This is a genomic window from Nocardiopsis moroccensis (assembly GCF_055763695.1).
Map to the genome: position 1 here is coordinate 4,291,605 of NZ_CP199747.1, position 23,935 is coordinate 4,315,539.

General features: G+C 71.1%; 22 protein-coding genes. 13 read left to right on the top strand and 9 right to left on the bottom strand.

Going from position 1 to position 23,935, the window contains the following annotated elements; genetic code table 11:
* The first annotated feature begins 14 nt into the window (after positions 1–14).
* Positions 15–1,574, top strand: a complete 1,560-nt coding sequence (locus ACUKCB_RS19010; protein WP_473036940.1) for a PucR family transcriptional regulator — start codon at positions 15–17, stop codon at positions 1,572–1,574.
* Between the two features lie 42 nt (positions 1,575–1,616).
* On the opposite strand, the gene ACUKCB_RS19015 is transcribed toward ACUKCB_RS19010, so the two are convergent.
* Positions 1,617–2,234 carry a DUF47 domain-containing protein gene (locus ACUKCB_RS19015; RefSeq protein ID WP_473036941.1) on the bottom strand — a complete coding sequence of 206 codons (618 nt, stop codon included), beginning with the start codon at positions 2,232–2,234 and terminating at the stop codon, positions 1,617–1,619.
* 454 nt (positions 2,235–2,688) lie between these two features.
* On the opposite strand from ACUKCB_RS19015, the gene ACUKCB_RS19020 reads away from it, so the two are divergent.
* The 3 genes from ACUKCB_RS19020 (at position 2,689) to purM (ending at position 5,885) form a co-directional block, all read left to right on the top strand.
* Entirely contained in the window at positions 2,689–3,141 is a 453-nt protein-coding gene (locus ACUKCB_RS19020; RefSeq protein ID WP_473036942.1) for a sterol carrier family protein, read from the top strand.
* Between the two features lie 65 nt (positions 3,142–3,206).
* Positions 3,207–4,703, top strand: coding sequence for an amidophosphoribosyltransferase (gene purF, locus ACUKCB_RS19025; RefSeq protein ID WP_473036943.1), 1,497 nt, complete (start codon positions 3,207–3,209; stop codon positions 4,701–4,703).
* Positions 4,704–4,820: 117 nt separating this feature from the next.
* A complete protein-coding gene (purM, locus tag ACUKCB_RS19030) occupies positions 4,821–5,885 on the top strand; it encodes a phosphoribosylformylglycinamidine cyclo-ligase (protein WP_473036944.1) in 1,065 nt (354 codons plus the stop codon).
* 154 nt (positions 5,886–6,039) lie between these two features.
* Here the strand turns inward: purM and ACUKCB_RS19035 are convergent, their stop codons facing one another.
* Positions 6,040–6,267 (bottom strand): DUF3073 domain-containing protein, encoded by a 228-nt coding sequence (locus ACUKCB_RS19035; RefSeq protein ID WP_191275385.1) that lies wholly within the window; start codon positions 6,265–6,267, stop codon positions 6,040–6,042.
* A 253-nt stretch (positions 6,268–6,520) separates the two neighbouring features.
* On the opposite strand from ACUKCB_RS19035, the gene ACUKCB_RS19040 reads away from it, so the two are divergent.
* Entirely contained in the window at positions 6,521–7,354 is an 834-nt protein-coding gene (locus tag ACUKCB_RS19040; protein WP_473036945.1) for a DUF8083 family protein, read from the top strand.
* A gap of 706 nt (positions 7,355–8,060) precedes the next feature.
* A complete protein-coding gene (bldC, locus tag ACUKCB_RS19045; RefSeq protein ID WP_013155387.1) occupies positions 8,061–8,264 on the top strand; it encodes a developmental transcriptional regulator BldC in 204 nt (67 codons plus the stop codon).
* Positions 8,265–8,474: 210 nt separating this feature from the next.
* Here the strand turns inward: bldC and ACUKCB_RS19050 are convergent, their stop codons facing one another.
* Positions 8,475–9,662 carry a hypothetical protein gene (locus ACUKCB_RS19050; RefSeq protein WP_473036946.1) on the bottom strand — a complete coding sequence of 396 codons (1,188 nt, stop codon included), beginning with the start codon at positions 9,660–9,662 and terminating at the stop codon, positions 8,475–8,477.
* Between the two features lie 678 nt (positions 9,663–10,340).
* Between ACUKCB_RS19050 and ACUKCB_RS19055 the strand changes: the two genes are divergently transcribed.
* The gene (locus ACUKCB_RS19055; protein WP_473036947.1) at positions 10,341–11,252 is read left to right on the top strand and encodes an N-acetylmuramoyl-L-alanine amidase; all 912 of its coding nucleotides are present in this window, start codon (positions 10,341–10,343) and stop codon (positions 11,250–11,252) included.
* A gap of 105 nt (positions 11,253–11,357) precedes the next feature.
* On the opposite strand, the gene ACUKCB_RS19060 is transcribed toward ACUKCB_RS19055, so the two are convergent.
* Positions 11,358–12,638 (bottom strand): LPXTG cell wall anchor domain-containing protein, encoded by a 1,281-nt coding sequence (locus ACUKCB_RS19060; protein WP_473036948.1) that lies wholly within the window; start codon positions 12,636–12,638, stop codon positions 11,358–11,360.
* A gap of 505 nt (positions 12,639–13,143) precedes the next feature.
* Here ACUKCB_RS19060 and ACUKCB_RS19065 point away from each other — a divergent pair.
* The 4 genes from ACUKCB_RS19065 to ACUKCB_RS19080 all read left to right on the top strand — a co-directional run bounded on the left by ACUKCB_RS19065 (position 13,144) and on the right by ACUKCB_RS19080 (position 15,400).
* Positions 13,144–13,269 (top strand): hypothetical protein, encoded by a 126-nt coding sequence (locus ACUKCB_RS19065; RefSeq protein ID WP_473036949.1) that lies wholly within the window; start codon positions 13,144–13,146, stop codon positions 13,267–13,269.
* A gap of 32 nt (positions 13,270–13,301) precedes the next feature.
* On the top strand, positions 13,302–13,988 hold the full coding sequence (locus ACUKCB_RS19070) for a DivIVA domain-containing protein (RefSeq protein WP_473036950.1): 687 nt from the start codon (positions 13,302–13,304) through the stop codon (positions 13,986–13,988).
* A gap of 107 nt (positions 13,989–14,095) precedes the next feature.
* Positions 14,096–15,022 carry a M48 family metallopeptidase gene (locus tag ACUKCB_RS19075; protein WP_473036951.1) on the top strand — a complete coding sequence of 309 codons (927 nt, stop codon included), beginning with the start codon at positions 14,096–14,098 and terminating at the stop codon, positions 15,020–15,022.
* Positions 15,023–15,139: 117 nt separating this feature from the next.
* A complete protein-coding gene (locus tag ACUKCB_RS19080; protein ID WP_191275397.1) occupies positions 15,140–15,400 on the top strand; it encodes a DUF6504 family protein in 261 nt (86 codons plus the stop codon).
* 58 nt (positions 15,401–15,458) lie between these two features.
* On the opposite strand, the gene ACUKCB_RS19085 is transcribed toward ACUKCB_RS19080, so the two are convergent.
* The 3 genes from ACUKCB_RS19085 to ACUKCB_RS19095 all read right to left on the bottom strand — a co-directional run bounded on the left by ACUKCB_RS19085 (position 15,459) and on the right by ACUKCB_RS19095 (position 17,987).
* Positions 15,459–16,523, bottom strand: a complete 1,065-nt coding sequence (locus ACUKCB_RS19085; RefSeq protein WP_473036352.1) for an IS110 family RNA-guided transposase — start codon at positions 16,521–16,523, stop codon at positions 15,459–15,461.
* A 386-nt stretch (positions 16,524–16,909) separates the two neighbouring features.
* Positions 16,910–17,380 (bottom strand): NUDIX hydrolase, encoded by a 471-nt coding sequence (locus tag ACUKCB_RS19090; protein ID WP_473036952.1) that lies wholly within the window; start codon positions 17,378–17,380, stop codon positions 16,910–16,912.
* 25 nt (positions 17,381–17,405) lie between these two features.
* A complete protein-coding gene (locus ACUKCB_RS19095; RefSeq protein ID WP_473036953.1) occupies positions 17,406–17,987 on the bottom strand; it encodes a GNAT family N-acetyltransferase in 582 nt (193 codons plus the stop codon).
* Between the two features lie 75 nt (positions 17,988–18,062).
* On the opposite strand from ACUKCB_RS19095, the gene ACUKCB_RS19100 reads away from it, so the two are divergent.
* A complete protein-coding gene (locus tag ACUKCB_RS19100; RefSeq protein ID WP_473036954.1) occupies positions 18,063–19,301 on the top strand; it encodes an ROK family protein in 1,239 nt (412 codons plus the stop codon).
* A 109-nt stretch (positions 19,302–19,410) separates the two neighbouring features.
* Positions 19,411–20,568: a xylose isomerase gene (xylA, locus tag ACUKCB_RS19105; protein ID WP_473036955.1), complete on the top strand. Its 1,158-nt coding sequence runs from the start codon at positions 19,411–19,413 to the stop codon at positions 20,566–20,568.
* A gap of 109 nt (positions 20,569–20,677) precedes the next feature.
* Here xylA and ACUKCB_RS19110 read toward each other — a convergent pair whose 3' ends face one another.
* Both ACUKCB_RS19110 and ACUKCB_RS19115 read right to left on the bottom strand, forming a co-directional pair.
* A complete protein-coding gene (locus tag ACUKCB_RS19110; RefSeq protein WP_473036956.1) occupies positions 20,678–21,328 on the bottom strand; it encodes a hypothetical protein in 651 nt (216 codons plus the stop codon).
* A gap of 67 nt (positions 21,329–21,395) precedes the next feature.
* Positions 21,396–23,879, bottom strand: coding sequence for a PEP/pyruvate-binding domain-containing protein (locus tag ACUKCB_RS19115; protein ID WP_473036958.1), 2,484 nt, complete (start codon positions 23,877–23,879; stop codon positions 21,396–21,398).
* Between the last annotated feature and the right edge of the window lie 56 nt (positions 23,880–23,935).

The following is a 23,935-nucleotide window of genomic DNA, read 5'->3' on the forward strand; positions in this document are numbered from 1 at the left end:
AAGGAACGGTTTCGATGGTGCTGCTGGACCGGTTGGTGACGATCCTCGGCACGTACGGCACTCGGCTGGTGGGCCCGCGCCCCGCCGCGGAGACGGTGCTGCGCGGTGTGGCCGTGCACGATCCCGCCGCGCAGGGGCCGGAGGAGGCCGACGTCCTCCTCGCCGTGGGCGTCCAGGACCCGCTCCTGGCGGTCGAGCTCGCCGAGCGGTCCCGGGCCCTGGCCGTCGTGGTGCGGACCGCGCGGGAGGACGCGGCCGACCCGCACGGGGAAGCCGCCGCCCGGGCCCGGGCGGGCGGGATCGCACTCCTGGTCGTGGACCCGGCGGTGTCCTGGGGGCAGGCCGCCGGCGTGGTGTACGGGCTGGTGCTGGAGGGCGGTGAGACCGAGGCCGGGAGGGGCCCGGCGGACCTGCCCGCGCTGGCGGACACGATCGCCGCCCGGGTCGGCGGGCCGGTCACCATCGAGGACCCGAGCCTGCGCGTGCTGGCCTACTCGGACCGCCAGACCGAGGCCGACCGGGCCCGGTGGGACACCATCCTGGGCCGCAGGGTCCCCGAGGCGGTCCAGCACCACCTCGAACGCACAGGGGTCGTCGCGCACCTGGCCTCGTCCGCGGAGCCGGTGTTCCTGCCGCCCGAACCGGCCCTGGGCCTGGGCGGGCGCACCGCGGCGGCGGTGCGGGTCGGGAGGGAGTTCCTGGGGTCGGTCTGGGCCGCCTGCGAGGGCCCGCTGGACGAGGAACGCTCGGTGTTGCTGGCCGAGGGCGCCCGCACCGTCGCCCTGCACCTGTTGCGCACCAGGGTCAGCGCGGACCTGGAGCGGCAGGTGGAGTCAGACCTGGTGAGCCGCCTGTTGGAGGGGGCGATGGACCCGACCGAGGCCGCCGGGCGCCTGGGGTTGGCAGCGACACCGCACCGGGTGGTCGCCCTCCAGGCCCACACCCCCGACGAACGGCACTCCGCCACCCTGATGACCTTCGAGCGGGCCACCACCGGGTTCGGCTGGTCGCGCCCGGGGCGGAGCACCGTGTTCGGCAGCACCGTCTACACGGTGTTGCCCTGCGGGGCCGATCCCGCCCCGGCCCGGGAGTGGGTGGCGCAGACCACCCGCTCCCTGCCCGGGCACGTGGTGGTCAACGCGGGGATCGGCGCCCCCGCGGACCTGGCCGGGCTCTCGGCGAGCCGCAGGGAGGCCGACGAGAGCCTCACCCTGCACGCCTCCCGGCCGGGGAGGGCAGCGGTGGCCTACGACGAGTCCTGGGACGAGGTGCTGGTCCACCGCCTGCGGATGGCCTCAGCGTCCGGTCGGCGCCCGGCCGACGGCCCCGTGGCCGAACTCACGCGCCACGACGCCGCGCACGGCACGCACCACACGCGGACGCTGCGCGCCTGGCTCCGGGCGCAGGGCGATCCGAACAGGGCCGCTGAGGAGCTGGGCGTGCACCCCAACACGGTCCGGCACCGGATGCGGAGGATGGCCGAGGTCACCCCGCTCGGCCTGGACCAGCCCAGGATGCGGCTGGCCCTGGCCATCGCGCTGGAGGTCCACGCACCCGGCGGGCAAGCTCCCTGAGAGCGCCCGGGGGGCACCTCGGCCGGAAGGTGCGTCCTCCCCCTACCCGTGCTTGACGACGATGGTCTCCACCGTGTTGGCGACGTGCTCGAAGGCGTCGGCGGCGGTCTCCAGCTCCTCGATGACGTCCTTGAGTTTGAGTACGGTCAGCGCCTCGTACTCTCCGCTGAACAGCTTGGCGAGGAGTTTGCGGTAGATGCGGTCCGCCTGGTTCTCCAGCTGGTTGATCTCGATCCAGTAACGGGTGAGGTCCCTCATGGACCGGAGTCTGGGCATGGCCTCCGCGGTGAGTTCGGCGGCCCGTTCGAGCACCTCGATCTGGTCGATGATGCCCTTGGGGAGCCGTTCCAGCCCGTACAGGCCGATGAGGTCGACGGCGGCCTCCATGGAGTCCATGACGTCGTCCAGGTTGGAGGCGAGTCGGTAGATGTCCTCGCGGTGCAGCGGGGGTGCGGAGCTCTTGTTGAGCCGACGCATGATCGCGTGGGTGGCGTCGTCACCGGCGTGCTCGCAGGCACGCATCTTCTCGGTGATGGCCTCTCGATCGGCCCCGTCACTCATCAGTTCCACCAGCAGGCGGGCCCCGATGACCAGGTTGTTCGCCGAGTCGGTGAACATCTCGTAGTAGCTGTCATCACGCGGGCGCAAGCGCAGGCGCACGTCGTTCTCCCGATGGTGCGGTGGTCTTCCTTGGTGGATGTTAAGGGCGCTGACCAGCTGCTTCAGCGCGACAGCGTGGGCTTCCCACGCGCCGGCCCCGTACTGGGGGAGGCGGGTCCGGGTGCGGTCACCCCTCGTTCATCTGTCTGTGTCGACGCGTGGAACGCCGCGGGGCGCGGGTTCCCTCGCAATCCTCCCAATCTCGGACGACACCGGGACGGTTCGGGACGCTACCGTGTCCTGCTCCCGCTGGCCAGCGGGGCGCTGAGACAGGAATCACCCAATCGAGCGGAGACCGGTGGACAGCCGCACCGGAATACCCCGATGTCCACCTTCGGGCCATTCCTTCGCAAAGACAAGTATCCCCGGTGTTCATCCTTCCGATCACCCGGGCCAGTGGTCTCCGGCCCCGGCGGACCTGCACCGGGCCCTTCGCCCGGTCTAGGATCTGCGCATGCCTTCCGCTCTGACCCCGGGCGCCGTGCGGCGCCTGCGCGCCGCGTTGGACGAACAGCTCTCCGCCCTGGGCGAACCCGCCTTCGAGGGCACCGACGAGGAGGCGGTGGCCGCGTCCGTGCGGGCGGCCCTGCGCGCCGAGGAACCGCTGCGGCCGCTGATGAAGGCCGCGGTCCGGTGCAGCCTCGCGGTCCTGGCCGACCGGGTCCCGGGGCACAGCCTGGAGGTGCGCGTGCCCCCGTACGGGGCGGTCCAGGTGATCGAGGGGCCCAGGCACACGCGCGGCACCCCGCCCGGGGTCGTCGAGGCCGACCCCCTCACCTGGCTGCGGTTGGCCGGGGGCCGGACCGACTGGGAGAGCGCGGTCGGGGGGCACGACGTGCGGGCGAGCGGGGTGCGCTCCGACCTGTCCGAGCACCTTCCGCTGTGGCCGGATGAGCCGTCGGCGTGAGCCCGCCGCGGTGACCTCCGACCCCGGTTGGCACCCCGCCTTCGGCCAGCGGCTAAGCTGTGCCTGTGTCGTACTCCGACGGCCGGCTCTCCATGGACCTCGATCCGCTCGAACGCGGCCCGCAGGACGCCTGCGGCGTTTTCGGGGTCTGGGCACCCGGCGAAGAAGTCAGCAAGCTCACCTACTTCGGCCTCTACGCGCTCCAGCACCGCGGCCAGGAATCCGCGGGCATCGCCACAAGCGATGGGGAGCGGATCGTCGTCTACAAGGACATGGGACTGGTCTCCCAGGTCTTCAACGAGGCGACGCTCGACTCCCTGGGAGGCCACCTCGCGATCGGCCACTGCCGTTACTCCACCACCGGTTCACCGGTGTGGGAGAACGCCCAGCCGACCTTCTACACCGCGCGTGAGGGGGGGTTGGCGCTCGGCCACAACGGCAACCTGATCAACACGCCGGAACTGGCCGCGCTGCTGCCCGACCAACGGCGCGGCGCCACGACCGACACCGAGGTCCTCACCAATCTCCTCGCGGCCAGGGCCAAGGACGGCCAGGCCCTCGAGGACGCGGCCATGGAGCTCCTCCCCAAGGTGCAGGGTGCGTTCTCCCTCGTCTTCATGGACGAGAACACCCTCTACGCCGCGCGCGACCCGCAGGGCATCCGCCCGTTCGTGCTCGGCCGTCTCGGGGAGACCTCCGGCGCCGGCGGCTGGGTGGTCGCCAGTGAGACCGCGGCCCTGGACATCGTGGGCGCCACGGTCGTCCGCGAGATCGAGCCGGGCGAGCTCCTGGTGATCGACGGCGACGGTGTCCGTTCCCGCAGTTTCGCCCCGGCCCGCCGCAAGGGCTGCCTGTTCGAGTACGTCTACCTGGCGCGCCCGGACACCACCATGAACGGGCGCAACGTGAACTCCACCCGGGTGGAGGTCGGCCGCCGCCTGGCCAGGGAGCACCCGGTCGAGGCCGATCTGGTCATCCCGGTTCCCGAGTCCGGCACCCCCGCCGCGGTGGGGTACGCCGAGGCGAGCGGGATCCCCTTCGCCCAGGGCCTGGTGAAGAACTCCTACGTGGGCCGCACGTTCATCCAGCCCAGCCAGACCCTGCGCCAGCTGGGTATCCGGCTCAAGCTGAACCCGCTGCGCGAGGTCATCGAGGGCCGCCGCCTGGTGGTCGTGGACGACTCGATCGTGCGCGGCAACACCCAGCGCGCCCTGGTCCGGATGCTCCGCGACGCGGGCGCCGCCGAGGTGCACGTGCGGATCTCCAGCCCGCCGGTGCTGTGGCCCTGCTACTACGGCATCGACTTCGCCACCCGTGCCGAGCTCATCGCCGCGAACCTGTCGGTGGACGAGATCGCCGAGTCGGTGAACGCGGACTCGCTGGCCTACGTGGACCTGGACGAGCTCGTGGCCGCCTCCGAGCAGCCCAAGGACCAGCTGTGCCGCGCCTGCTTCGACGGGGTGTACCCGTTGGAGGTGGACGCCGACTCCCAGGGCAAGTACCTGCTGGAGAAGGCCTGCGGCACCCCTGAGGGCTCCACTCTGGCGACCAGCCCCAAGTGAGACCACGCGGCGGACCGTCCCGGTCCACCGCGCCCGGAAGCGCCTTCCGGATCCTCCGGCGTGCCCTGGAACAGGGCCGCGGACACCCGTACACCACCGAACACGAGGAGAACTCGCGTGGCAGCCGACAGCACAGGGACGACGGGCGCGTACGCGGCCGCGGGCGTCGACATCGCCGCCGGTGAGCGCGCCGTCGACCTGATGAAGCGTCACGTCGCGCGCACCCGCCGACCCGAGCAGGTCACCGACGCCAGCGGCTTCGCCGGCCTGTTCCGCCTGGACACGGCCAAGTACAGGGACCCGGTCCTGGCCACCTCCACCGACGGGGTGGGCACCAAGGTCATGCTCGCCCAGCAGATGGACAAGCACGACACCATCGGTATCGACCTGGTCGGGATGGTCGTCGACGACCTGGTGGTCAGCGGTGCCGAGCCCCTCTTCATGACCGACTACATCGCGACCGGCGCCGTGGTGCCCGAACGTGTGGCGGAGATCGTCGGCGGTATCGCGGAGGGCTGCCACCAGGCGGGGTGCGCGCTGATCGGGGGCGAGACCGCCGAGCACCCCGGAGCGATGGACCCCGAGGAGTACGACCTGGCGGGGGCCGGAACCGGTGTGGTCGAGGGTGACGCCATCCTGGGCCCGGACCGGGTGCGCGAGGGCGACGCCGTGATCGCGATGGCCTCCTCCGGCCCGCACTCCAACGGTTACTCGCTGGTCCGGCACATCGTGGACGAGGCAGACCTGGACCTGTACTCGCAGGTCCCGGAGCTGGGCGGGGTCCTCGGCGAGGTGCTGCTGACCCCGACCCGCGTCTACGCCAAGGACTGCGTGGCCCTGACCGCGGCCGTCGAGGTGCACGCCTACTCGCACGTCACCGGGGGCGGCCTCGCCGCGAACCTGTCCCGGTCACTGCCGGAGGGCCTGGACGCCGAGCTGGACCGCTCCACCTGGGCCCCGCTGCCGGTCTTCGGCTATCTGGCCGAGAAGGGCGGGATCGGTCGGGAGGACATGGAGGCCACGTTCAACATGGGCGTGGGCATGGTGGCGGTCGTCGCCGCGGACGACGCGGAGCGCGCCCTGGGTGTGCTCGCCGACCGCGGTGTGCAGGCCTGGTGCCTCGGCGTGGTGAAGAACGGCTCCGGCCGGGCCGTGCTGAACGGCGAGTACCGGAACGCGTGAGGCAGGGACGCGAACATAGCCGGTGCGAACCACCACAGTGGTTCGCACCGGCTATATCCACCTGTCCGCGACGGTCTCCGGCTGGGAGACCGTGGCCGCTACAGGTCAGCGGTTGTTATCCGAGCGACCTGAAAGACTCGGCCGAATCCGACGCCTACTTGTCGGACTCCGAGTACTTGTCGGCAAGATCCGCGTAACGGTCGACCAGGTCGTCCTGAGGTTCCGTGTAGGGATCGTCCGGACCCAACGGCCCGGAGGGAGACCCCTCGTCCTCAGCGACACCCAGCTCCGACCGCAGCCGATCAAGGTCGGTCCCACCGGAGCTGTACTTGAGCTTCCGTGCGACCTTCTGCTGCTTGGCCTTGGCTCGGCCGCGCCCCATTGGCTCGACCCCCTCAACGATTGGGTTCCGACGAACCCCAGATCACTTACTAACCCGCACTACCAGGCTGACGGCCGTCAAACGCGACTGACGACAGGCGTCAGCTTACGTACACATACAACCGTACCTGGTCGGACCCCGCCGTGCCTACGCCACCCGGGTGTGACGGATGCGGCGTACGCACGAAACCCTTCCCGGCCTGGGGCTTCTCACGGTGAGTGCCAGACGGAACGATCTGTGCCACGATGCGATCGTGCTGCCCTACACCGCCTATCTCCGCGTCTACCAGCCGGTCACGGCCTTCTCTCCCCGTGACCGCCGGTACTGGGAAGGGTACGCGGAGTCCGCCGACCGTCCCAGGCGTGTCAACGCCCTGGCCGCCGAGCACACCGAGAGCCTGGGCAGACTCATCACCACACCGCCGGTGGTCGCCCCCGTCGAGGAGAGCGGGCACGCCTACCTGCGCAGGGTGAACGAGCGATTGTACGTGTGCCCGTGGCAGACCCGGCTGCGCTCCTGGCGCGCCTTCGACGAGTTCACCGGCTCCGTGCCGCGGCCACTGGTCGAAGCGTGCGTACCGGCCCGGGAGATCGAGCGGGCCGAGGCCGGCTACCGGCAGTGGCGCGAATCCGGCGCCCGGGTCCAGCCGGGGATCCTGTCCAGCACCTGGACGGTCCCGGTCCCCTGGTTCGTCCCCTTCGAGCCCCAGGAGCGCTGTCTCGTCCTGTCGGCCGGGAACACCAGGACCCTGCTGTACCTGACCAGGACCGCGCTGGCGACGCGGCGCCTGGAGCACACGGCGGCGGTACTGCGCGAGCACATCGGTGAGCACGCGGTGTCCTCCTCCACCGAGGAACTTCTGGACTGGCTGTCCACGACCGCCCACCCCGACTCCCTCCTCGAGCTGGACTACGGAGGGCTTCCCCACCTGCTGAGCGACGACCACCTGAGCGAGGACCACTCGGTGGCCGAGGTGGCCGAGGCCGTCGAGGCGCTCGCGAAGGGTGACGGGGCCCGCGTGACGGAGCTCCGCAAGCGGATCACCCTGCGCTGGAGGTCGGTGCGCGCCCTCGGGCACGCCAACTGACGGTCACTTCCTCCCCCAGGTTTCGCGGGCATCCGGACCCCGAATGTCGTCATCCGAGCACCGGCACGGGTTCGCGCCACGCCGTGGGACAACCTGGTACACCAGGTTTCTCGACCAGAAGCGCCCCTCTTTGTGCACGTGGCAGCGGTGCGGACGGCTGGCCGGCCGAGGCGCGACATCAAGCATCGTGAAACTGGGCATAACGCCCGATAGGGATCGACATAGACTGTAGCCAGCCGGTCACTGAGTGCACTCTACGTAATCGTGAAACCCCCGCCACGCCGAGGATCCGCGTGGCCCGACCCGCCAACCGAAGCAAACCGGCGCCCGGCGCGCCACCCCCGCCCCGCCCCCTCCGGACAGCAGCCGACCAGGGCTTGCGCAACCTTCCCCCGGCCTTGACCCCCGATTTTCGGTCAGCCTGCCGTAGCACTTCAGGCTCTCCGGATCGAGAAAAACGAGGCCCGAGAACGAAGTTTTGACCGAATACGCCACATGCCACTAAACGTGTCGCTAGAATCACTTAGCGTGACGCGGCCACGGGCGGCTTTCAATGGCCTCCCACGTGCAAAGTTGCTTGGAGTGGTCGCGCAATCACCTCGGGTGGTGCCAATATGGACCTAGTGGAAATATTGGACATCCGGGCCAAGTGCCAGGAATAAGGCTCAAGGATCGGCACACAGATCCAGGAGGAGAGGCCGTACACATGTCAACTCGCACGCCCGAGGCGGAGCCCCTGTTGACCCCCGCTGAGGTTGCCACCATGTTCCGCGTTGACCCCAAGACCGTGACACGCTGGGCGAAGGCGGGAAAGCTGACCTCGATCCGCACCTTGGGCGGCCACCGCCGCTACCGCGAGACTGAGGTCCGCGCCCTGCTGGCCGGAATCCCCAGCCAGCGTACGGAGTGATCTCCCCGGTCTGTGCCGATTCCGGGGGGAACGGCTGGACGAACTCCGGCTGCTGACGAAAATTCCAGGGCGGGCCACCCAGACAGGGTGGTCCGCCCTCCCTCACCGCCTCCCGCACCCGCCGCCCGATCGGCCCCACCCCGGAAGGGGACCGGAACCCCCATCGGGGGGCAGGCGGTGCCACGGGCCCTGGAGCGATCCGGTCGCGGATCAGTCCTCGATCCGGTCGTCCATGGCGGTGGTGCGCTTGCGGGCCAGGAACGTGGCGGCGGTACCGCCGCCGACCGCGACCACCGCGGCGGCGACCAGTGCGGCGAGCGACCCCCCGGTCGTGGCCAGCCGTTTGCTCGGTGCCGTGACCTCCTGCCGGCCCTCGTCCGGCTCGTCCGCCCCCGGAGGCGTGGCCGAACCGTGGGTGGAGCCGACCGCCCAGGTGTCGGCGAAGTCCACGACGAAACCGTTCTCCAGCTCGGGGTCGCCCACCTGGACCCAGACGGTGAGCGAGGCCTGGACCCCCTTGCCGTCCCAGGCGTACTCCTCGTCATCGAAGACTTCCTCGTTGGCCAGGAAGCGAACGCTGACGGGCACCTCGGTCAGGGTCCCGCCCTCCTCGTCGAGGACCTCCAGGGTCTCCTCGACCAGGTGGTCACCGTCGAAGTCCGCCACGGGCTCACCGAAGGCGGTCAACTCTCCGTGTGCGAGGCTCGCCTCGGTCTCCCCGGTGTAGGCCGCGGCGGAGCTGGCCCGCACATCGGCGAGGGTGAACTCGACCGCGTTGCCGTCAGCGGAGACTGTTTCGGATTCCTCCTCCCCGAGGATGACGACGTCCTCCTCGGGTGCGGTGCTGGGCCCCTGGGTGGGGAACTGCGGTGGTGTCCGCGGGAGCGGCTCCTCCGCCTGCTGGGACTCCCGTTCCGGTTCCCGCTCCCCGGGGGTGCGTTCAGCCGGGCCGTTCTCCGGATCGCTCCCCTGCGGCTCATCCTCGGGCGCACGGGCGGGCGGGTCCCCGGCCTCGCCGGTCTCGTCGGCCAGATCGATCATGCCCAGATCGATCAGGTCGTTGACGCCGAGCCGGACCGTCGCCTGTTCGACCACCGCCTCGGACAGCGCCCCGCTGGCGTTGACCAGGGTGCGGCTCTCCCCCTCGACCTGTGCGTACTCGGCCAGAGGGCCCAGGAGCTGCTCTGTTCCCGCGTCGTCCTCCGTCTCCCCGCCGACGCTGACGGCGGTGGAGTAACCCGCGACGAGGTCGCCGTCGGCGGCCCAGGCCTGGGCGTTGGCCCAGAGCAACTGATTCGCCCCGGCCGGGACCGCGGAGGCGACACCCAGCGCGCCGAGCGCGAGGAAGAGGGTGCCGCCCGCGACGATGCGACGGGCGGACGATTCGGCGGGAGTCACCACAACACTCCTGTTGTATCTGGGGGATGCCCGGCTCTGGGGCCGCTCCCGTCCCGCTGCAACGGCGGTCCGGGAGCTTCTGGCCGACCTGGCTGGCCGGGCGCGGTGTTCCGGGCGGGTGGGCTCGGTGCCCCTCCGGCCGGTCGAGATGCTGATCGCTGTGGAGTTGCGTGTACAAGGCGTTCCACACGGTGAGCCTAACGCGTTGATCACAAAACGGAAACCGCCCCGGTGACGACCAAACGGTGGCCCTGAGGTGCTGGTCACCTGTCGGTGAACCGCCTGGAGCTGGGAGAACACCAAGGGCCCGGGAGATGTGGCCCCGAAGCCCTCAACGCACGCACACCGCCGTCAACCGGGCACGGTGCCCGAGTGTGACCGAACGGACCGACCAGATTCCGTCGGCCTCGTCGAACCCGTCGGTGACGTTGTCCTTCTTCCTGCCCGCCCGGGGATCGGACGGACCCGGTCACGCGTTGCACCGCCGGAGAACCGGACGGGGGGATCCCGGAACCCGCATCACGGTCCGGGATGGCCACCAGTGCAGGACATGCCCGGGCGCACACCGTGCCGACAGCCCCGAAACGCCCTTTGTCCGCTCCTGGACTTCCGCTATGCGGCCTCCGCCCCGCTCTGTGCGGGTACGTCGGAGTCACGGGCACCGGCTAGGTTGTGGACATGCCCGTCTCCGCACCACCGGGGCGCCGGAGCCGCGCCGCACGCGCCCTGGCCCTGCTCTCGTTCGCCGCGCTCTGGACCACGGCCTGCTCGGTCCCGGCCGGAGGCGCACCCGGAGCCGACCCCACCGCGGCACCGCCGCTACCCGGCCCCGAGGACGGAGCGAACGGCACCGGCGCCGAGAGCAGCGTCCCGGCCGAAGAGGGCGGCGCTCCGGCCGAGGACGGGGCCATCCCTCCCGGTGACGGCCCGCTCGGCGACCGTGTCGTGGTCATCGACCCCGGCCACAACGGTGGCAACGCGTCCGCCCCGAGCGAGATCAACACCCAGGTGTCCGTGGGCAACGGAGAGAAGGCCTGTGACACCGTCGGGGCCCAGAGCGTGAACGGCTACTCCGAGCACGAGTTCAACTGGGAGCTGTCCCTGCTCGTCCAGGAACGCCTGGAGGCCGACGGCGCCACGGTGATCCTCACCCGGGAGGACAACGAAGGCGTGGGTCCCTGCATCGACGAGCGCGCGGAGATCGGTAACGAGAACGAGGCGGACGCCGCCCTGTCCATCCACGCCGACGGCGGACCGGAGTCGGGTCGGGGCTTCCACGTCATCACCCCCGGGGAGGTGCCCGGTCTCACCGAGGAGATCGTGGAGCCCTCCGCCCTCCTGGCCGAGGACATCCGCCGCGAGTACCTCGAGGGCAGCGACGTCCCCTACGCCGACTACCTCGCCGAGGAAGGACTGGACGAGCGCACCGACCTGGGCGGGCTGAACCTCTCCACCGTGCCGAAGGTGTTCCTGGAGGCCGGGAACATGCGCAACGCCGAGGACGCCGAACTCCTGGAGGACCCCGAGTGGCGTGAGCACGCCGCGGACGCCATCGCCCGCGGTCTGGCCACCTACCTCATGCGCGAGTAGGCGCGGGCCTTCGAACGCACGCAGAGGGCCCCGGGTCCGCACGCCTGAGCGGCGGACCCGGGGCCCTCTGTCACGACGGCCGCCCGTGCGGGCGGCTCGGAGGCGCTACTGGTCCTCGTTGGTCTCGGCGACCTCGTCGTTCTTCTTCTTGCGACGCGCCAGGTAGGCGGCAGCGCCACCGCCGGCGGCAATCGCCGCACCGGCCGCGATCAGGCCGGCGACCGGCGAACCGGTCTGGGCGAGGGGCTGGGCGTCCTTGGGGTCCGTCTTCGGGAGCGTGTCCTCGTCGCGCTCCTTCTGCGGCGGGTTCTTGTCGTCGCCCTTGTCGCCGTCGCCCTTGTCGCCGTCGTCGCCGGTGCCGTCATCACCGTCGTCGACCGCGCCGGTGGTGATGCCCGCGGCGCTCTCGGCGATGGAGTATCCGGCAACGAACTCGTCGTCGACCAGGAAGTTCATGTACAGGTTGGTGTACGCGTCGTTCCAGTGGAAGCCGGCGTCCTCGGTCTGCACGACGCCCTCGTCCACGGAGGGCTGGATGTTGAGCACCAGCTCCTCACCGCCGTCCTCACCCGACAGCATGACGGGCTCCGACTTGAAGGTACCGGCGTCAGCGTGGTGGCTGACCTCGCCGTCCCAGCTCTGGGTGGTGGTGACGGTGATCCCGGAGATGGTCCCCTCGATGATGACGGTCTCGCTGCCGTCGACCAGCTCGGAGTTCTCCTCGTCGAGCTCGATGACCTCGGCGGAGGCGGGCGCCGGGGACTCCTCGGCGCTGTTCGCGCCACTTTCCTCGGCGGAGTCCGAAGGAGTCCCGGTGGGCTCCTCGGTGGGGGCCTGGGAGGGGTCCTCGACGGGGGCCTCGGTCGGGTCGACGGTGGGCTCCTCCGACGGGTCGACGGAGCCCTCGGGGTCGCCACCCTCGCCGTTACCGTCCTCGGGGTCGCCGCTCTCGGGGTCGCCACCCTCGCCGTCGCCGCCCTCGGGGTCGCCACCCTCGTTGTCCTCGGGGGTCTCGTCCTCGTCGTCGTCCTCGTCCTCGTCGTCCTCGGGGTCGAGGATGTCCTCGACATTCTCGGCGGTGACGGAGATCTTGGCCGAGTCGATGACGGTGGTGGCGGTGGCGCCGTCGGCGTTCACCGTGGCGGTGGTGGTGCCATTGACGACCAGCCAGTCACCGATGGTGGTGGAGAACGGGTTGGAAACCGTCTGCTCCTGGGTGATGTAGGTCTCCGAGGAGCCCTGACCGCCAACAGCGGAGGCGTAGGCCCAGCCATAGGTGTCGGCGTGGGCGGGCATCGCGGTGGCCAGGCTGAGAGCACCCAGCGCGGCGAAGGCAGCACCGCCCTGGAGGACGCGGCGCGCCGTGATTCGGGGAGCGTTCTTCAAGTCATCCTCGTTTGGGTCGTCCGAGCCCATATGTGTCTGGGCCGGGCCTGGCCGCGCTTTCCACCACCGGAACAACAGAGGTGGGGATTCTCGGAGTGTGGAGCACGGACCAGGGTCGCATGGGGGACGGTCGGGGCACACAGAAGCCCATGAACTGCAAAAACAGAAAGCTCGCGCGATTTCGGCCCGCAGAGGGCAAGGGCCGGAAGAACCGGCCTGACTGCTTTCCATTCGCCAGAACGAGAGCACACGCCAACAAATGTCAAACCATCGGACTTTCTATATCAAAAAGATCACGATAGCCATGCGAATGCCCTGGGTAACGGCGTCCAATAAAATGGGTGAATCTTTTGGATTCCGGTAAACCCCAATAGGCCTCAGGCGTCTTATAGGGAATACGTCCCAGGCGAGCAGACCCTCCGGGCAGGCAGCACACGTGTCCGCACCCGGCCAGAACCACTGGCATTTGTGGCGTACGCCACTCACCATCGGCATAATGCCGTCCATGAGTTCCCCCGCCCCTTCCCCCGTCCCCGTCGCGGCACCGCACGGGGACGGCCGCTCCCGGGCCCGCACCGCCCGGGACACCACCGGTGACGGCTCCGCCGCCGAGCCACACGCGGACCTGTGACAGCGCCCCCCGAGAACCCCGTGAACTGCACAATGGGGACCATGCCTCTGACACCGGCGGACATCCGCAACAAGAAGTTCCACACGGTGCGCCTGCGCCCGGGCTACAACGAGGAGGACGTGGACGCACTCCTCGACCGGATCGAGGCGACCCTGGTGGCGCTGGAGGGCGGACCGCGCAAGGGCCCGCTGCTCACCGCGGACGAGATCCGCAACTCCCGCTTCCGCACCACCCGGATGAGCCCCGGATACCGCGAGGACGAGGTGGACGACTTCCTCGACCTCGTCGTGGCCGATCTCGCCGGGCGCGGCCTGGGCCAGCCCGCCCCGCCCCCGCCCCTGCCGCCGCACCCCGGCCAGACCGGCCCCGCGCAAACCGGCCGGGGGCCACAGGGACCGCGCCCCCAGGACCTACCGCCGACCGGTCCACCGCCGCCCGGACCGCGGATGACCCCCCAGGACATCCGCGAGCAGCGCTTCGCCACCACCCGGTTGACCACCGGCTACAACGAGCAGGAGGTCGACGAGTTCCTGGACCGCGCCGAGTACACACTGGACGTCCTCCAACAGGGCCGGCCGGAGCGGGCCACCCTCACCTCCGAGGAGGTGGAGCGGGTCCAGTTCGCCACCACCCGGGCACGCCCCGGGTACGACCCGGCCCAGGTCGACCGGTTCCTGGACGTGCTCGCCGAGGAGTTGCGCCACTACGAGCGCTCCTGACACCGGACACGCCGCCTCCGCCACCCCGCACAAAGGAAAGCGGAAAGTAATATTTGGACACAGGGAGTAATCACCCTGAGTCACGGGCGTTCTGAGGGGGGAGCAGCATGCCACACGCGACGCCAGGGCACTCTCCGGCCTGTGCGGTCCACGGGGTTCCCGGCTGTACCGCCACCCCCGGGCGGCTGACCGCGCACCGGCCCTCCCCGCACGGGCCCAGGCGGGAGCCGTGCGGGCTGGACCCCGACGAGGAGATCGTTCCGGCGTCCGCGCACCCCTGGGAAAAACCGCTGTTCGTACTGTGCGCGACGGTGTCCCTGGCGCTCACCGCGGTTCTGCTGAGGCTGGTGTGGTCCTTTTCCGGGTCGGTGCTGTGGACCGCACTGGCACTGACCGCGGCACCCCTGGCGTGCTGGTCGGTGCGCGGTATGCGCTACGCCCGCGAGTGCGCGGAGTCGGTCCGGATCTCGCCGACGCAGTTCCCCGAGGCCCACCGGATGTTGGTGTCCCTGGCCACGGACATGGGGCTGTCCCGGACCCCGGAGGCGTACGTGCGGGTCGGTCCGGTCTCCACCAGCACCGACGCCGCCGCGCACGGGCTCCGTCGCTACCTGGTGCTGCCCGACGCCCTGTTCGACGGGGACGGCCGCCTGCGCGACCCGGACGCCCTGGCCTTCCTCATCGCCCACCAGGTGGGCCATGTGGTCGCCGGGCACACCGGGTACTGGCGCCGGTTGGCCACCGTCGGCGCCGACCTGGTTCCGGGTCTGGGCTCCGCGCTGTCCCGTGCCGCCGAGTACACGGCCGACAACCACGCCCACGCGCACCTGCCCGAGGGGGTGCACGCGGTACACCTGTTCGCCGGGGGCCCGAACCTGTACACACGGGTGAACATGGGCGAGATGGCCGCCCGGGCGCGTACCGACCGGGGATGCTCGCTGCTGCTCTACCACCTGCTCTCGCGGCGTCCGAGCAACACCAGGCGAATGGCCGCGCTGCGCGACCGCACCCGCCGCGGCCGGGTGTTCCTGTAGTTCCGCCCCGGCACACGGGCGGACCGGCACACCAGCCCGCGCCCCCGTGGGGACACGGACCGCGCCGATCCCCGAAGGACTTGACTCTGTCGAACGTGTGTTCGATATGGTGTTCGAGTGAGTCTCCTGAACGAACAGATCGACGTCCGTTCCACCGACCGTGGCAACCCCGCCCAGTTCACCTGGCGCGGCCACACCTTCCGGGTGCGCAGGATCATCGGCGACTGGCCCGCCCGCCCCGAGGCCCCGGGTGTCCCGGCAACACAGATTCACCTGCTCCGCGTCTCGGCCGAGTCGGAGTCGGGCGTGCCCAGCATCATCGACATCACCCGGGACGTCGCCTCGGACCGCTGGACCATGCGGCGCCAGTGGAACTAGGCACGGAGCCGACTCCGCAGCCCGGCTAGCACGGCCCACCCGCCGTGACGCTTCTATGTCAAGTGGCGGGCTGAAGAGAGACAACAGCCCGCTCTCTCACCACTTGATCAGCGACCATCGCCCGATACACCACATCCATCAAATGCCGCTTCAACGCCCGATACGCACCCTTGGTGCCCTTGGCCTCCTGCCGGGAACGCACGAACTCCCGGGCCGGCCCATGGAACCGGGCCTGCACCACAGCGATCGAGTGCAGCGCCCGGTTCACCTGCCGGTTCCCACCCCGATGCAACCGGTGCCGCTGGCGCCCCGAGGAGAACACCGGGATCGGCGCGCACCCCGCCCACCGGGCCATCCTCGCCGAGGTCTTGAACCGCGACACGTCCCCTACCTGCGAAAGCAACACCGCAGCCCAGACCACACCCACACCACGAATCCCCAACAGGTTCGGCGCCAACGGCTCCACCAACTCCTTGAGCCGCCGCTCCACCCCAGCGATACGCACCAACAGCGTGTGCACCTCACCCAGCTGCTCGGCCAGCGCCCATCGCACCACCTCACCCAGCTCGGCCCCCTCCACCAGCGCACGCACCCGTCCCACCTTGGCCCGGGTGGCCAACGCACCCTTGCCCAGGTTGTGGTCCAGTTCCCGGTGCAGCATCGCCAGCACCCGGTTGGTCAGGGCCACCCGCCGCCGCACCAGGTCCTGGCGCAGATCCACCAGCACACGCACCTGCCGCACCAGCGGATCGAGACGGTGGCGGGCCAGATCAGGGTCGGCCATCGCCGCGCGGGCCACCGCCACCGCGTCGATCACGTCGGACTTGGCGCCCACCGCCCCGCTCAGGCGGCGGTGGGCGGCCATCGCGCGCGCCGGCACCCACACCACTTCCTGGCCCGCCCCCAACAAGGCGTCAGCGATGGCCCGGCCCAGCCCGGGGCCGCCCTCGATCGCCCACAACACCGGGGCATCGCCCGCCAGAGGGCGGATCCAGGCCAGGAGCTCGCCCAGGGCCTGCGGGCCCGCGGTGACCTTCTTGGCAGTGCCCAGCCGGGTGCCGTCATCGGCCAGCGCGAGGGCCTGGTGCATGTTCTTGTGCGGATCGATGCCCACTGTCACCATGGTGGTGTCCTGTCTTTCCTTTGTTCAGGAACGGGACGACTACCAGGGCCCTGGCCCGGGGGACAGATCTACTGTGAGTTATCGGCTGCACAGGCTTCTATGAGGTCACTCCCGCGGCCAGGGTCTTGGCCTGCGGGTGCTGGTGGACAGGTCACGACAAGGTCCACGTGGGACAGATCTTGCTGGAGTCACCCCAGCCCCGCTGTCGGGCGGCTCCCGTCGAAACCCTCCCGACACACACCAGGATGAACCAGTAGATCTTGCTACCAGGGGCAACTTCGGCGCCCATTTCGCTTCTGGTAGCAAGATCACGGTGGAGGAGGGGGCCGAAGCGGCCAGGGCGAAGTGGGCACAGGAGAGCGGGGAGCGGGGGCCGGAAGCGGAGGTCAGCGCTCGTAGTGGGGCTCGCCCTCGGGCTCGCGGGCGCAGCGGATGCGTTCGAGGATCCGATCAGCCATCCGCGGCAGTCCGTCCGGGGCGAACCAGCCCACGTCGAGGCTCTCGTCGCCGTCGACCCCGAGCTCACCGCCCACGGGACGGCAGCGGAAGGCGAGGTCGAGGAACTGCACCTGATCACCGTTGGGGTAGGTGTGCGGTTCCTGGCCGATCACGGTGGCGAGGCGCTCCACCTCCACCAGCACCCCGGTCTCCTCGCGCACCTCGCGGACCACCGCCCGGGCGGGCTGCTCCCCGGGTTCGAGGATGCCGCCCGGGGTGGCCCAGCGACCGTCGTCGGAGCGCCGGTGCAGCAGCACCCGGCCGCCGTCATCGAGAACCACGGCGGTCACACCCACCAGGGGGAGGAGGTCGTGGCCGACGTGCCGGCGCAGCTTCCGGAGGAACTCGGGAACGGGCATACCACCGACACTAACGCCGGTCCGGTCAGCCTCGCCGGCGGCGGAGTTCGGCGTACTCGTCGGCGAGGATCGACATCAGGACCGCGTCGTGCCACTCCCCGTCCCAGCGCAGGTGTTGGCGCCACACGCCCTCACGGACGAAGCCGGACCTGGCGTAGGACCTCTCCGCGTTGGTGTTGAAGGCGAACACCTCCAGTGCCACCCGGTGCAGCCCCGCGGTCTCGAAGGCGTACTCCAGGACCAGGTCGGTGGCCTCGGTGCCGTAGCCCCTGCCGGTGTGCTCCATGGAGCTGAGCGCGATCCGGTAGTGCGCCTCGGCGTTGTCCGGGTCCAGGTCGATGAGCGCGCAGTCACCGACGGCCGCACCGCCCCGCTGTTCCCGGACGACCCAGTCGGCCCGGTCGTGCCGCTGCTCCCAGGCCGCGAAAACCCTGAGCAGCTGTTCGGCGGTGAACTCCTGGTGGGTTCCGGTGAGCCTGCGCACCTGCGGGTCCATGTCCACGATCCCCGGGATCACCTCGCCCGCGTTGGCGACGCCCAGCGGCTCCAACCGCACCCGGTCCCCGACGAGGACGGGCTGGTCGCGGAACACGTCTGAAGGCACCATGATGGGAATCCAATCAGCGCCCCCACACACGGGCAACAGGTTTTCCGCGGCAGTCGGCGGCAGGGGGGGTACGGGGTGGCGACCGGTACGGGAACGGTGAACTTCCAGACCGTCCGGGAGAGCAACCTGCGCACCGTGCTGCGCACCGTCCGCGAACACGCCCCGTGCTCCCGCGCCGCCGTCGCCGCCGCCACCGGACTGAACAAGACCACCGTTTCCAGCCTGGTCTCCGATCTCATGGCGCGCGGTCTGATCCGGGAGACCGGCGAGACCTCGCAGCGCCGGGTGGGCCGACCGGGGGTCCTGCTGGCCCTGGACGACCGGTCGGTGGCCGCGATCGGTCTGGAGGTCAACGTCGACTACCTGTCGGTGGTGGCCGTGGACCTGCTGCACCGGGAACTGGTGCAGCGGCACGTGCCGCTGGACGCCCGGTCGGCCGGGTCCCTGGACTGCGCGCACCGGATCGCGGACATCCTGCGGGAGATCACCGAGGGCCCCGAGCTGCGGGGGCGCTCGGTGGTGGGGGTGAGCGTGGCGGTCCCGGGGCTGATCGACGCCCCCTCCGGCACGGTGACGCGCGCTCCCAACCTGGGCTGGCGGGACGTCCCGCTCCGGGAACTGCTGTGTTCCCGCCTGGCCGACTCTGCGCTGTCCGGGGCGACGGTGCTGGTCGACAACGACGCCAACCTCGGCGCCATGGCCGAGTACCGGTTCGGACCGCTGGCCGGGCTACCGGACCTGGTGTACGTGACCGGTGAGGTGGGGATCGGCGCGGGTGTGCTGGTCGGCGGCGAGCTGTTGCGCGGGGCGGGCGGGTTCGCGGGGGAGATCGGGCATCTGGAACTGGACACCGAAGGCCCCGAGTGCTCGTGCGGCCGCAGGGGCTGCCTGGAGGCGCTGGCCGGAATCGGGGCGATCCTGCGCACCGCCCTGCCCGACCTGGTGCCGGGACGCCCGCTGTCCGGCGCGGAGGTCGCCGAACTGGTCGCGGTCGCGGTGGACCGCGCCTCGGCGGGTGAGCCCACGGCCGTCGCCGCGCTGGAGCGGGCCGGGACGTGGCTGGGCCGCGGGGTGGCGACCCTGGTGAACGTGGTCAACCCGGGTGCCGTGGTGCTGGGCGGCTACTTCGTGCCGATGGCGCGGTGGCTGGTCCCCCGCTGTCGCGAGGCCGCACGGGCCGGTTCCTTCGCCCCGGAGGCGGGCGGCTGTCGGGTGGAGCCCTCGGACCTGGGGATGAGCGCCGCCTCCCGGGGCGGTGCGGCCGTGATGATCCACGGTCTGGAATCGGGTGCCCTACCGCTGCCCCCGCCGTAGGAGCCCGGGCGCGGTGTGGCGCGGCCCACCCCGTTGACAATTAGTTGTGTCTCTAGACAAACTAATCGGGTCCGGCACCGTCCACGGACCGACCCCTCCAGGAGCGCGCATGACCGACTACCGGCCCACCCCCGAGGACCGCTTCACCTTCGGCCTGTGGACCGTGGGCTGGCGAGGCGTCAACACCTTCGGCGACCCGGTCCGCCCCCCGCTCGACCCGGTGGACGCGGTCAGCCGCCTCGCCGACCTCGGCGCCTACGGCGTCACCTTCCACGACGACGACCTCGTCCCACCCGGCAGTTCACCCTCCGAACGCGACCGGATCCTCCAGCGCTTCCGTGGGGTGCTGGACGAAACGGGCATGGCGGTGCCGATGGTCACCACCAACCTGTTCACCCACCCCGTCTTCCGCGACGGCGGCTTCACGTCCAACAGCCGCGACGTGCGCCGGTACGCACTGCGCAAGGTCATCCGCAACATCGACCTCGCGGTCTCCCTCGGGGCAAGGACCTACGTGTGCTGGGGCGGCCAGGACGGCGCCGAGACCGAGGCGGGCAAGGACGACCACGCCGCCCTGGACCGGCTGCGCGAGGCCTTCGACCTGCTGTGCTCCTACGTCCTGGAGCAGGGCTACGATCTGCGCTTCGCGATCGAGCCCAAACCCAACGAGCCGCGCGGCGACGTACTGCTGCCCACCGTCGGCCACGCCCTGGCCTTCATCAACGAGCTCGAACACCCCGAGATGGTGGGGGTCAACCCGGAGGTCGGGCACGAGCAGATGGCCGGGCTCAACTTCGCGCACGGCGTCGCCCAGGCCCTGTGGGCGGGCAAGCTCTTCCACATCGACCTCAACGGCCAGCGCGGCGTCAAGTACGACCAGGACCTGCGCTTCGGCGCCGGGGACGTCAAGGAGGCGTTCTTCCTGGTCGACCTGTTGGAGCGGTCCGGCTACGAGGGCCCCCGGCACTTCGACTTCAAACCGCCCCGGACCGAGGACATGTCCGGGGTCTGGGAGTCCGCGGCGGGCTGCATGCGCAACTACCTGATCCTGCGGGACAGGGCCGCCGCCTTCCGTGCCGACCCGGAGGTGGCCACCGCCCTGGCCGAGGCCCGGGTCCCCGAGCTGGCCGAGCCCACCCTCTCCCCGGGCGAGGGCGTCGCGGACCTGCTCAAGGAGGAGATCGACCTGGAGACCGTGGGCCAGAGGGGCTACCACTTCGAGCGGTTGGACCAGCTCGCCCTGGAGCACCTGCTCGGCACCCGCTGACCCCGGAACCCCTTCGGAACCCCCCGTCCCGGGCCGCATGCCGGTGTGCCCGGGGCGGGGCCTTCGTGTCCGGGAGGCGCACCGGCCTCCCGGAGTGCCGGAGCGGCGATCAGTCCTGGCGCCGCCGGGCGTCGTAGAGCCTGGCGAAGTCACGGGCGCGCCGGCGGTAGCGCTTGGCCCACGGCCCGAGGAGGAGCGGGTACGACAGGAAGACCAGCGTGATGACCGCCTGGGACCAGAAGTCGGGGCCCGGCCCCGAGAGCAGGTAGGTCAGGGCCGTGAGGGAGCCGAAGAACAGTGCCGCGACCAGGCCCAGGACGTTGATGGTCCGCGGTGAGTTGATCTTGATCGCGGCTTGGGCCGCGACCACGCGCGCGATCCGGTTGACGTCCTCGTTCCCGTGGAGTCCGCCCCGGCGCAGCTGGCGCTTGGCCTCCAGCAGGTGCACCGGGTCGGTGTCCGGGGGCAGGGTCCACGCGCCCAGCGTCCGGCGGGTGAACCACGGCATGAGCAGGACCATGAAGGTACCCATGACCACCACGGGGACCGCGGCCCCGACGAGGACCGGCATGAGGACCGACCAGTCGTCGAACAGGATCACGGAGAACGCCGGCGGCGGGAGCACGGCCAGGGAGAGGAGGACGAGAAGGGCCCTGACGGCGTAGGAACGCGGGTTGTTCTGCGCGTAGACCTGCATCCGGCCGAACAGGGCCCCGGGATGTCGCTGAGCGGACCGGGGGTGTGTCATTTGCTCGTTCATGTCCGCCCTCTACCCGAGATGCCCGTTACCCATACGAAACCGCAGCATGGTCCCCCTATGACTCGGTTCAGGGGTTCCCAGTTCCCTCCTGCTCCCCCGGCTCCTCCACCCGGACCGTGCCCGCGGACCCGTCGACGGTGACCGTCTGGCCGTCGCGGACCAGTTCGGTCACCCCGGGAACACAGATCACACAGGGGATGCCGTACTCACGGGCGACCGTGGGGCCGTGCGCCACCGTCGACCCGGTCTCCACCACCAGCCCTCCCGCGGTCATGAACAACGGGGTCCATCCGGGGTCGGTGGTCGGCGCGACGAGGATCTCCCCGGGCGCCAGCGAGGCGCCCGCCGGATCACGCACCACCCGCGCCACCCCGGTGGCGGTTCCCGGGGAGGCCGCGACACCCGTCAGCTCCCCCTCGGAACCCTCGGCAGGGGGGAGCGCGGGCAGGGCCGCCTCCAGGTCGGTGCCGTCCGAGAGCAGGAGCGGCGGCACCCTGCGGCGGCCGAGCTCACGCCGGTACTCGGCCCTGCGCTCCGCCACCAGAGCCCGGAGTTCGGCCCCGTCCAGCAACTCACCGACCTCGTCGAAGTCCAGGAAGACCACGTCCTCGGCCCGGTCGAGCCTGCCCAACGCGACCAGTTCCCCGCCCACCGACAGCATCTGACGGCGCACCTCGGCCAGCGCGTACAGCCACACGAACTTGGGGTACTCCCGCAGCCCCGACAGCTCGCGCGCCCGGTCGAGCAGAAAAGCGGTCAGCCGGGCGCGCAGCGGGCTGGTCCGGGCGAGCCTGCGCACGAGTTCGTCCCGCGTCCGGACGGCCCGTTCGGCCGCCGCCCCGAACCGGCGTTCGGGCGACTGTTCCGGGTCGCTCACCCGGAGGTAGTTGGCGACCGCGGAGAACACCGGCGCCGGGTTCTCGGCCCACCGGGGCACCCCCATGTCGATCTCGGCGGCGCTCCGGTGCCCGTACCGGTCCAGGAAGCCGGTGAGTCCGATGTCCGGCAGGTCCCCGGCCAGGTGGCGTTCGGCCAGTTCCTCCGGCGGCGTCCGCGTCAGCAGCTCCCGGTGCTCCCGGGCGCGTTCGGCCAGCCGCCACAGCTCCAGGTCCATCCCGGTGGTGACGTTGTGCGGCATCCCACCGAGGACCACCGCGACCTCCGACGGCTCCGCGACCCCGCTGAGCAGGTACTCGGGCAGCTTCGCCGCCACAAGACCCGCGTACAGGGGGCCCAGCATGGCGATCATCTGCCCGGACATCACCGGGGCCTGGAGGTGCCGGGCGTACTCCAGCCGGTCCCGGACCGTCACCACCCACTCCGGTGTGCGCCTCGCGCCGAGCCGTGCCTGTTCCCCGAGGCCGAACACCCTTTCCCTGGTCCGGGCCGGATTCCAGAGGGCGAGGGCGGCGTCCGCGGCGAAGCCCGCCAGCAGCGGCGCCGCCGCCCGCACACCGCGCAGGACCGCCCCGGCCCGGAGGGGACGGCCCGGCCGCGGGGCGAACCGCGGATCCCGCAGAAGGCCCCGGACCGCCCGGCCGGCCCCGGGACCGTAGAGGGCCAGGGCCCCGGGCAGGCTGTCGCGTGTCCTGCGGTCCCGGACCAGGCCGGTCAGGTCCAGGTAGAGCCGCCCGCCCACGTTCACCATCCACGACTCCAGCCCCGCCCCCTCACCTGCCGTGAAGGCGGCGAACCAGTCCCGGGAGACCTCCATGAGTGCGGCGAAGCCCAACGGGGTGAAGGGCCTGAGCATGCCCTGCATGTGACCGCCCTCCAGATAGACCCCGGGCCCGTCCGCGCGGGCCGGCGGCAACGGGAAGAGCGTGGTGACCGCCCTGGACTGCAGGACCCAGGGAACCCCGTCCCGGTCGATGGCCCACTCGACGTCCTGGGGCGCACCGAAGTGGCTCTGCAGCCGCCGCCCCAGGGCGTGGAGGGTCGCCACCTCCTCCGGGCGCAGGCAGCCGTCGGCGGGGCCTTCGGTGCCCCCGTCCGGCCGCACCAGGTAGCGGTCGGGTTCGGCCGTGCCGTCGACGACGGCGGTACCGAGGCCGGGGACCGCGTCCAGAACCGTCTCCCCGCGGGTGCCGGTGACCGGGTTGGCGGTGAAGAGCACTCCGGCCGCCCGGGGGTCGACCATGCGCTGCACGACCACCGCCATCCGGACGGACCGGTCGTCGATCCCGCGGTCCCGGCGGTAGGCGGCGGCGCGGTCGGTCCAGAGGGAGTCCCAGCAGCGGCGCACCGCTCCGACCAGGTCGTCCACCCCCTCCACGTTCAGGTGGGTGTCCTGCTGCCCGGCGAAGGAGGCGTCGGGCAGGTCCTCGGCGGTGGCGCTGGAGCGCACCGCGACCGGGCCGCCGCCGAGCGCCTCGTAGGCCGCCGCCACCTCGTCCCTGGGCACCTCGCCCGAACCGTGGGCCTCGGTGGTGACGCAGAACCCCGGCGGCACCCGCTCGCCCGCCCGGAGCGCCGCCGCGAGACCGGCGGCCTTGCCCCCGACCAGGCCGGTCAGGTCCGGGTCGATCCGGTCCAGTGTCAGTACCCGCACAGGTTCCCGCCCTCGCTCGTCACTCCGTGGCACACGGACCATCCTGCATCCCGGAA

What these genes read in the sequence shown, in the direction of transcription:
- ACUKCB_RS19070 (WP_473036950.1), top strand. Translation starts at nt 13,302, where the DNA reads ATGGGGACCATGCCTCTGACACCGGCGGACATCCGCAACAAGAAGTTC.
- ACUKCB_RS19010 (WP_473036940.1), top strand. Translation starts at nt 15, where the DNA reads ATGGTGCTGCTGGACCGGTTGGTGACGATCCTCGGCACGTACGGCACT.
- ACUKCB_RS19085 (WP_473036352.1), bottom strand. Translation starts at nt 16,523, where the DNA reads ATGGTGACAGTGGGCATCGATCCGCACAAGAACATGCACCAGGCCCTC.
- bldC (WP_013155387.1), top strand. Translation starts at nt 8,061, where the DNA reads ATGTCAACTCGCACGCCCGAGGCGGAGCCCCTGTTGACCCCCGCTGAG.
- ACUKCB_RS19110 (WP_473036956.1), bottom strand. Translation starts at nt 21,328, where the DNA reads ATGAACGAGCAAATGACACACCCCCGGTCCGCTCAGCGACATCCCGGG.
- ACUKCB_RS19035 (WP_191275385.1), bottom strand. Translation starts at nt 6,267, where the DNA reads ATGGGGCGCGGCCGAGCCAAGGCCAAGCAGCAGAAGGTCGCACGGAAG.
- ACUKCB_RS19090 (WP_473036952.1), bottom strand. Translation starts at nt 17,380, where the DNA reads ATGCCCGTTCCCGAGTTCCTCCGGAAGCTGCGCCGGCACGTCGGCCAC.
- ACUKCB_RS19020 (WP_473036942.1), top strand. Translation starts at nt 2,689, where the DNA reads ATGCCTTCCGCTCTGACCCCGGGCGCCGTGCGGCGCCTGCGCGCCGCG.
- xylA (WP_473036955.1), top strand. Translation starts at nt 19,411, where the DNA reads ATGACCGACTACCGGCCCACCCCCGAGGACCGCTTCACCTTCGGCCTG.
- ACUKCB_RS19095 (WP_473036953.1), bottom strand. Translation starts at nt 17,987, where the DNA reads ATGGTGCCTTCAGACGTGTTCCGCGACCAGCCCGTCCTCGTCGGGGAC.
- ACUKCB_RS19055 (WP_473036947.1), top strand. Translation starts at nt 10,341, where the DNA reads ATGCCCGTCTCCGCACCACCGGGGCGCCGGAGCCGCGCCGCACGCGCC.
- ACUKCB_RS19075 (WP_473036951.1), top strand. Translation starts at nt 14,096, where the DNA reads ATGCCACACGCGACGCCAGGGCACTCTCCGGCCTGTGCGGTCCACGGG.
- ACUKCB_RS19065 (WP_473036949.1), top strand. Translation starts at nt 13,144, where the DNA reads ATGAGTTCCCCCGCCCCTTCCCCCGTCCCCGTCGCGGCACCGCACGGG.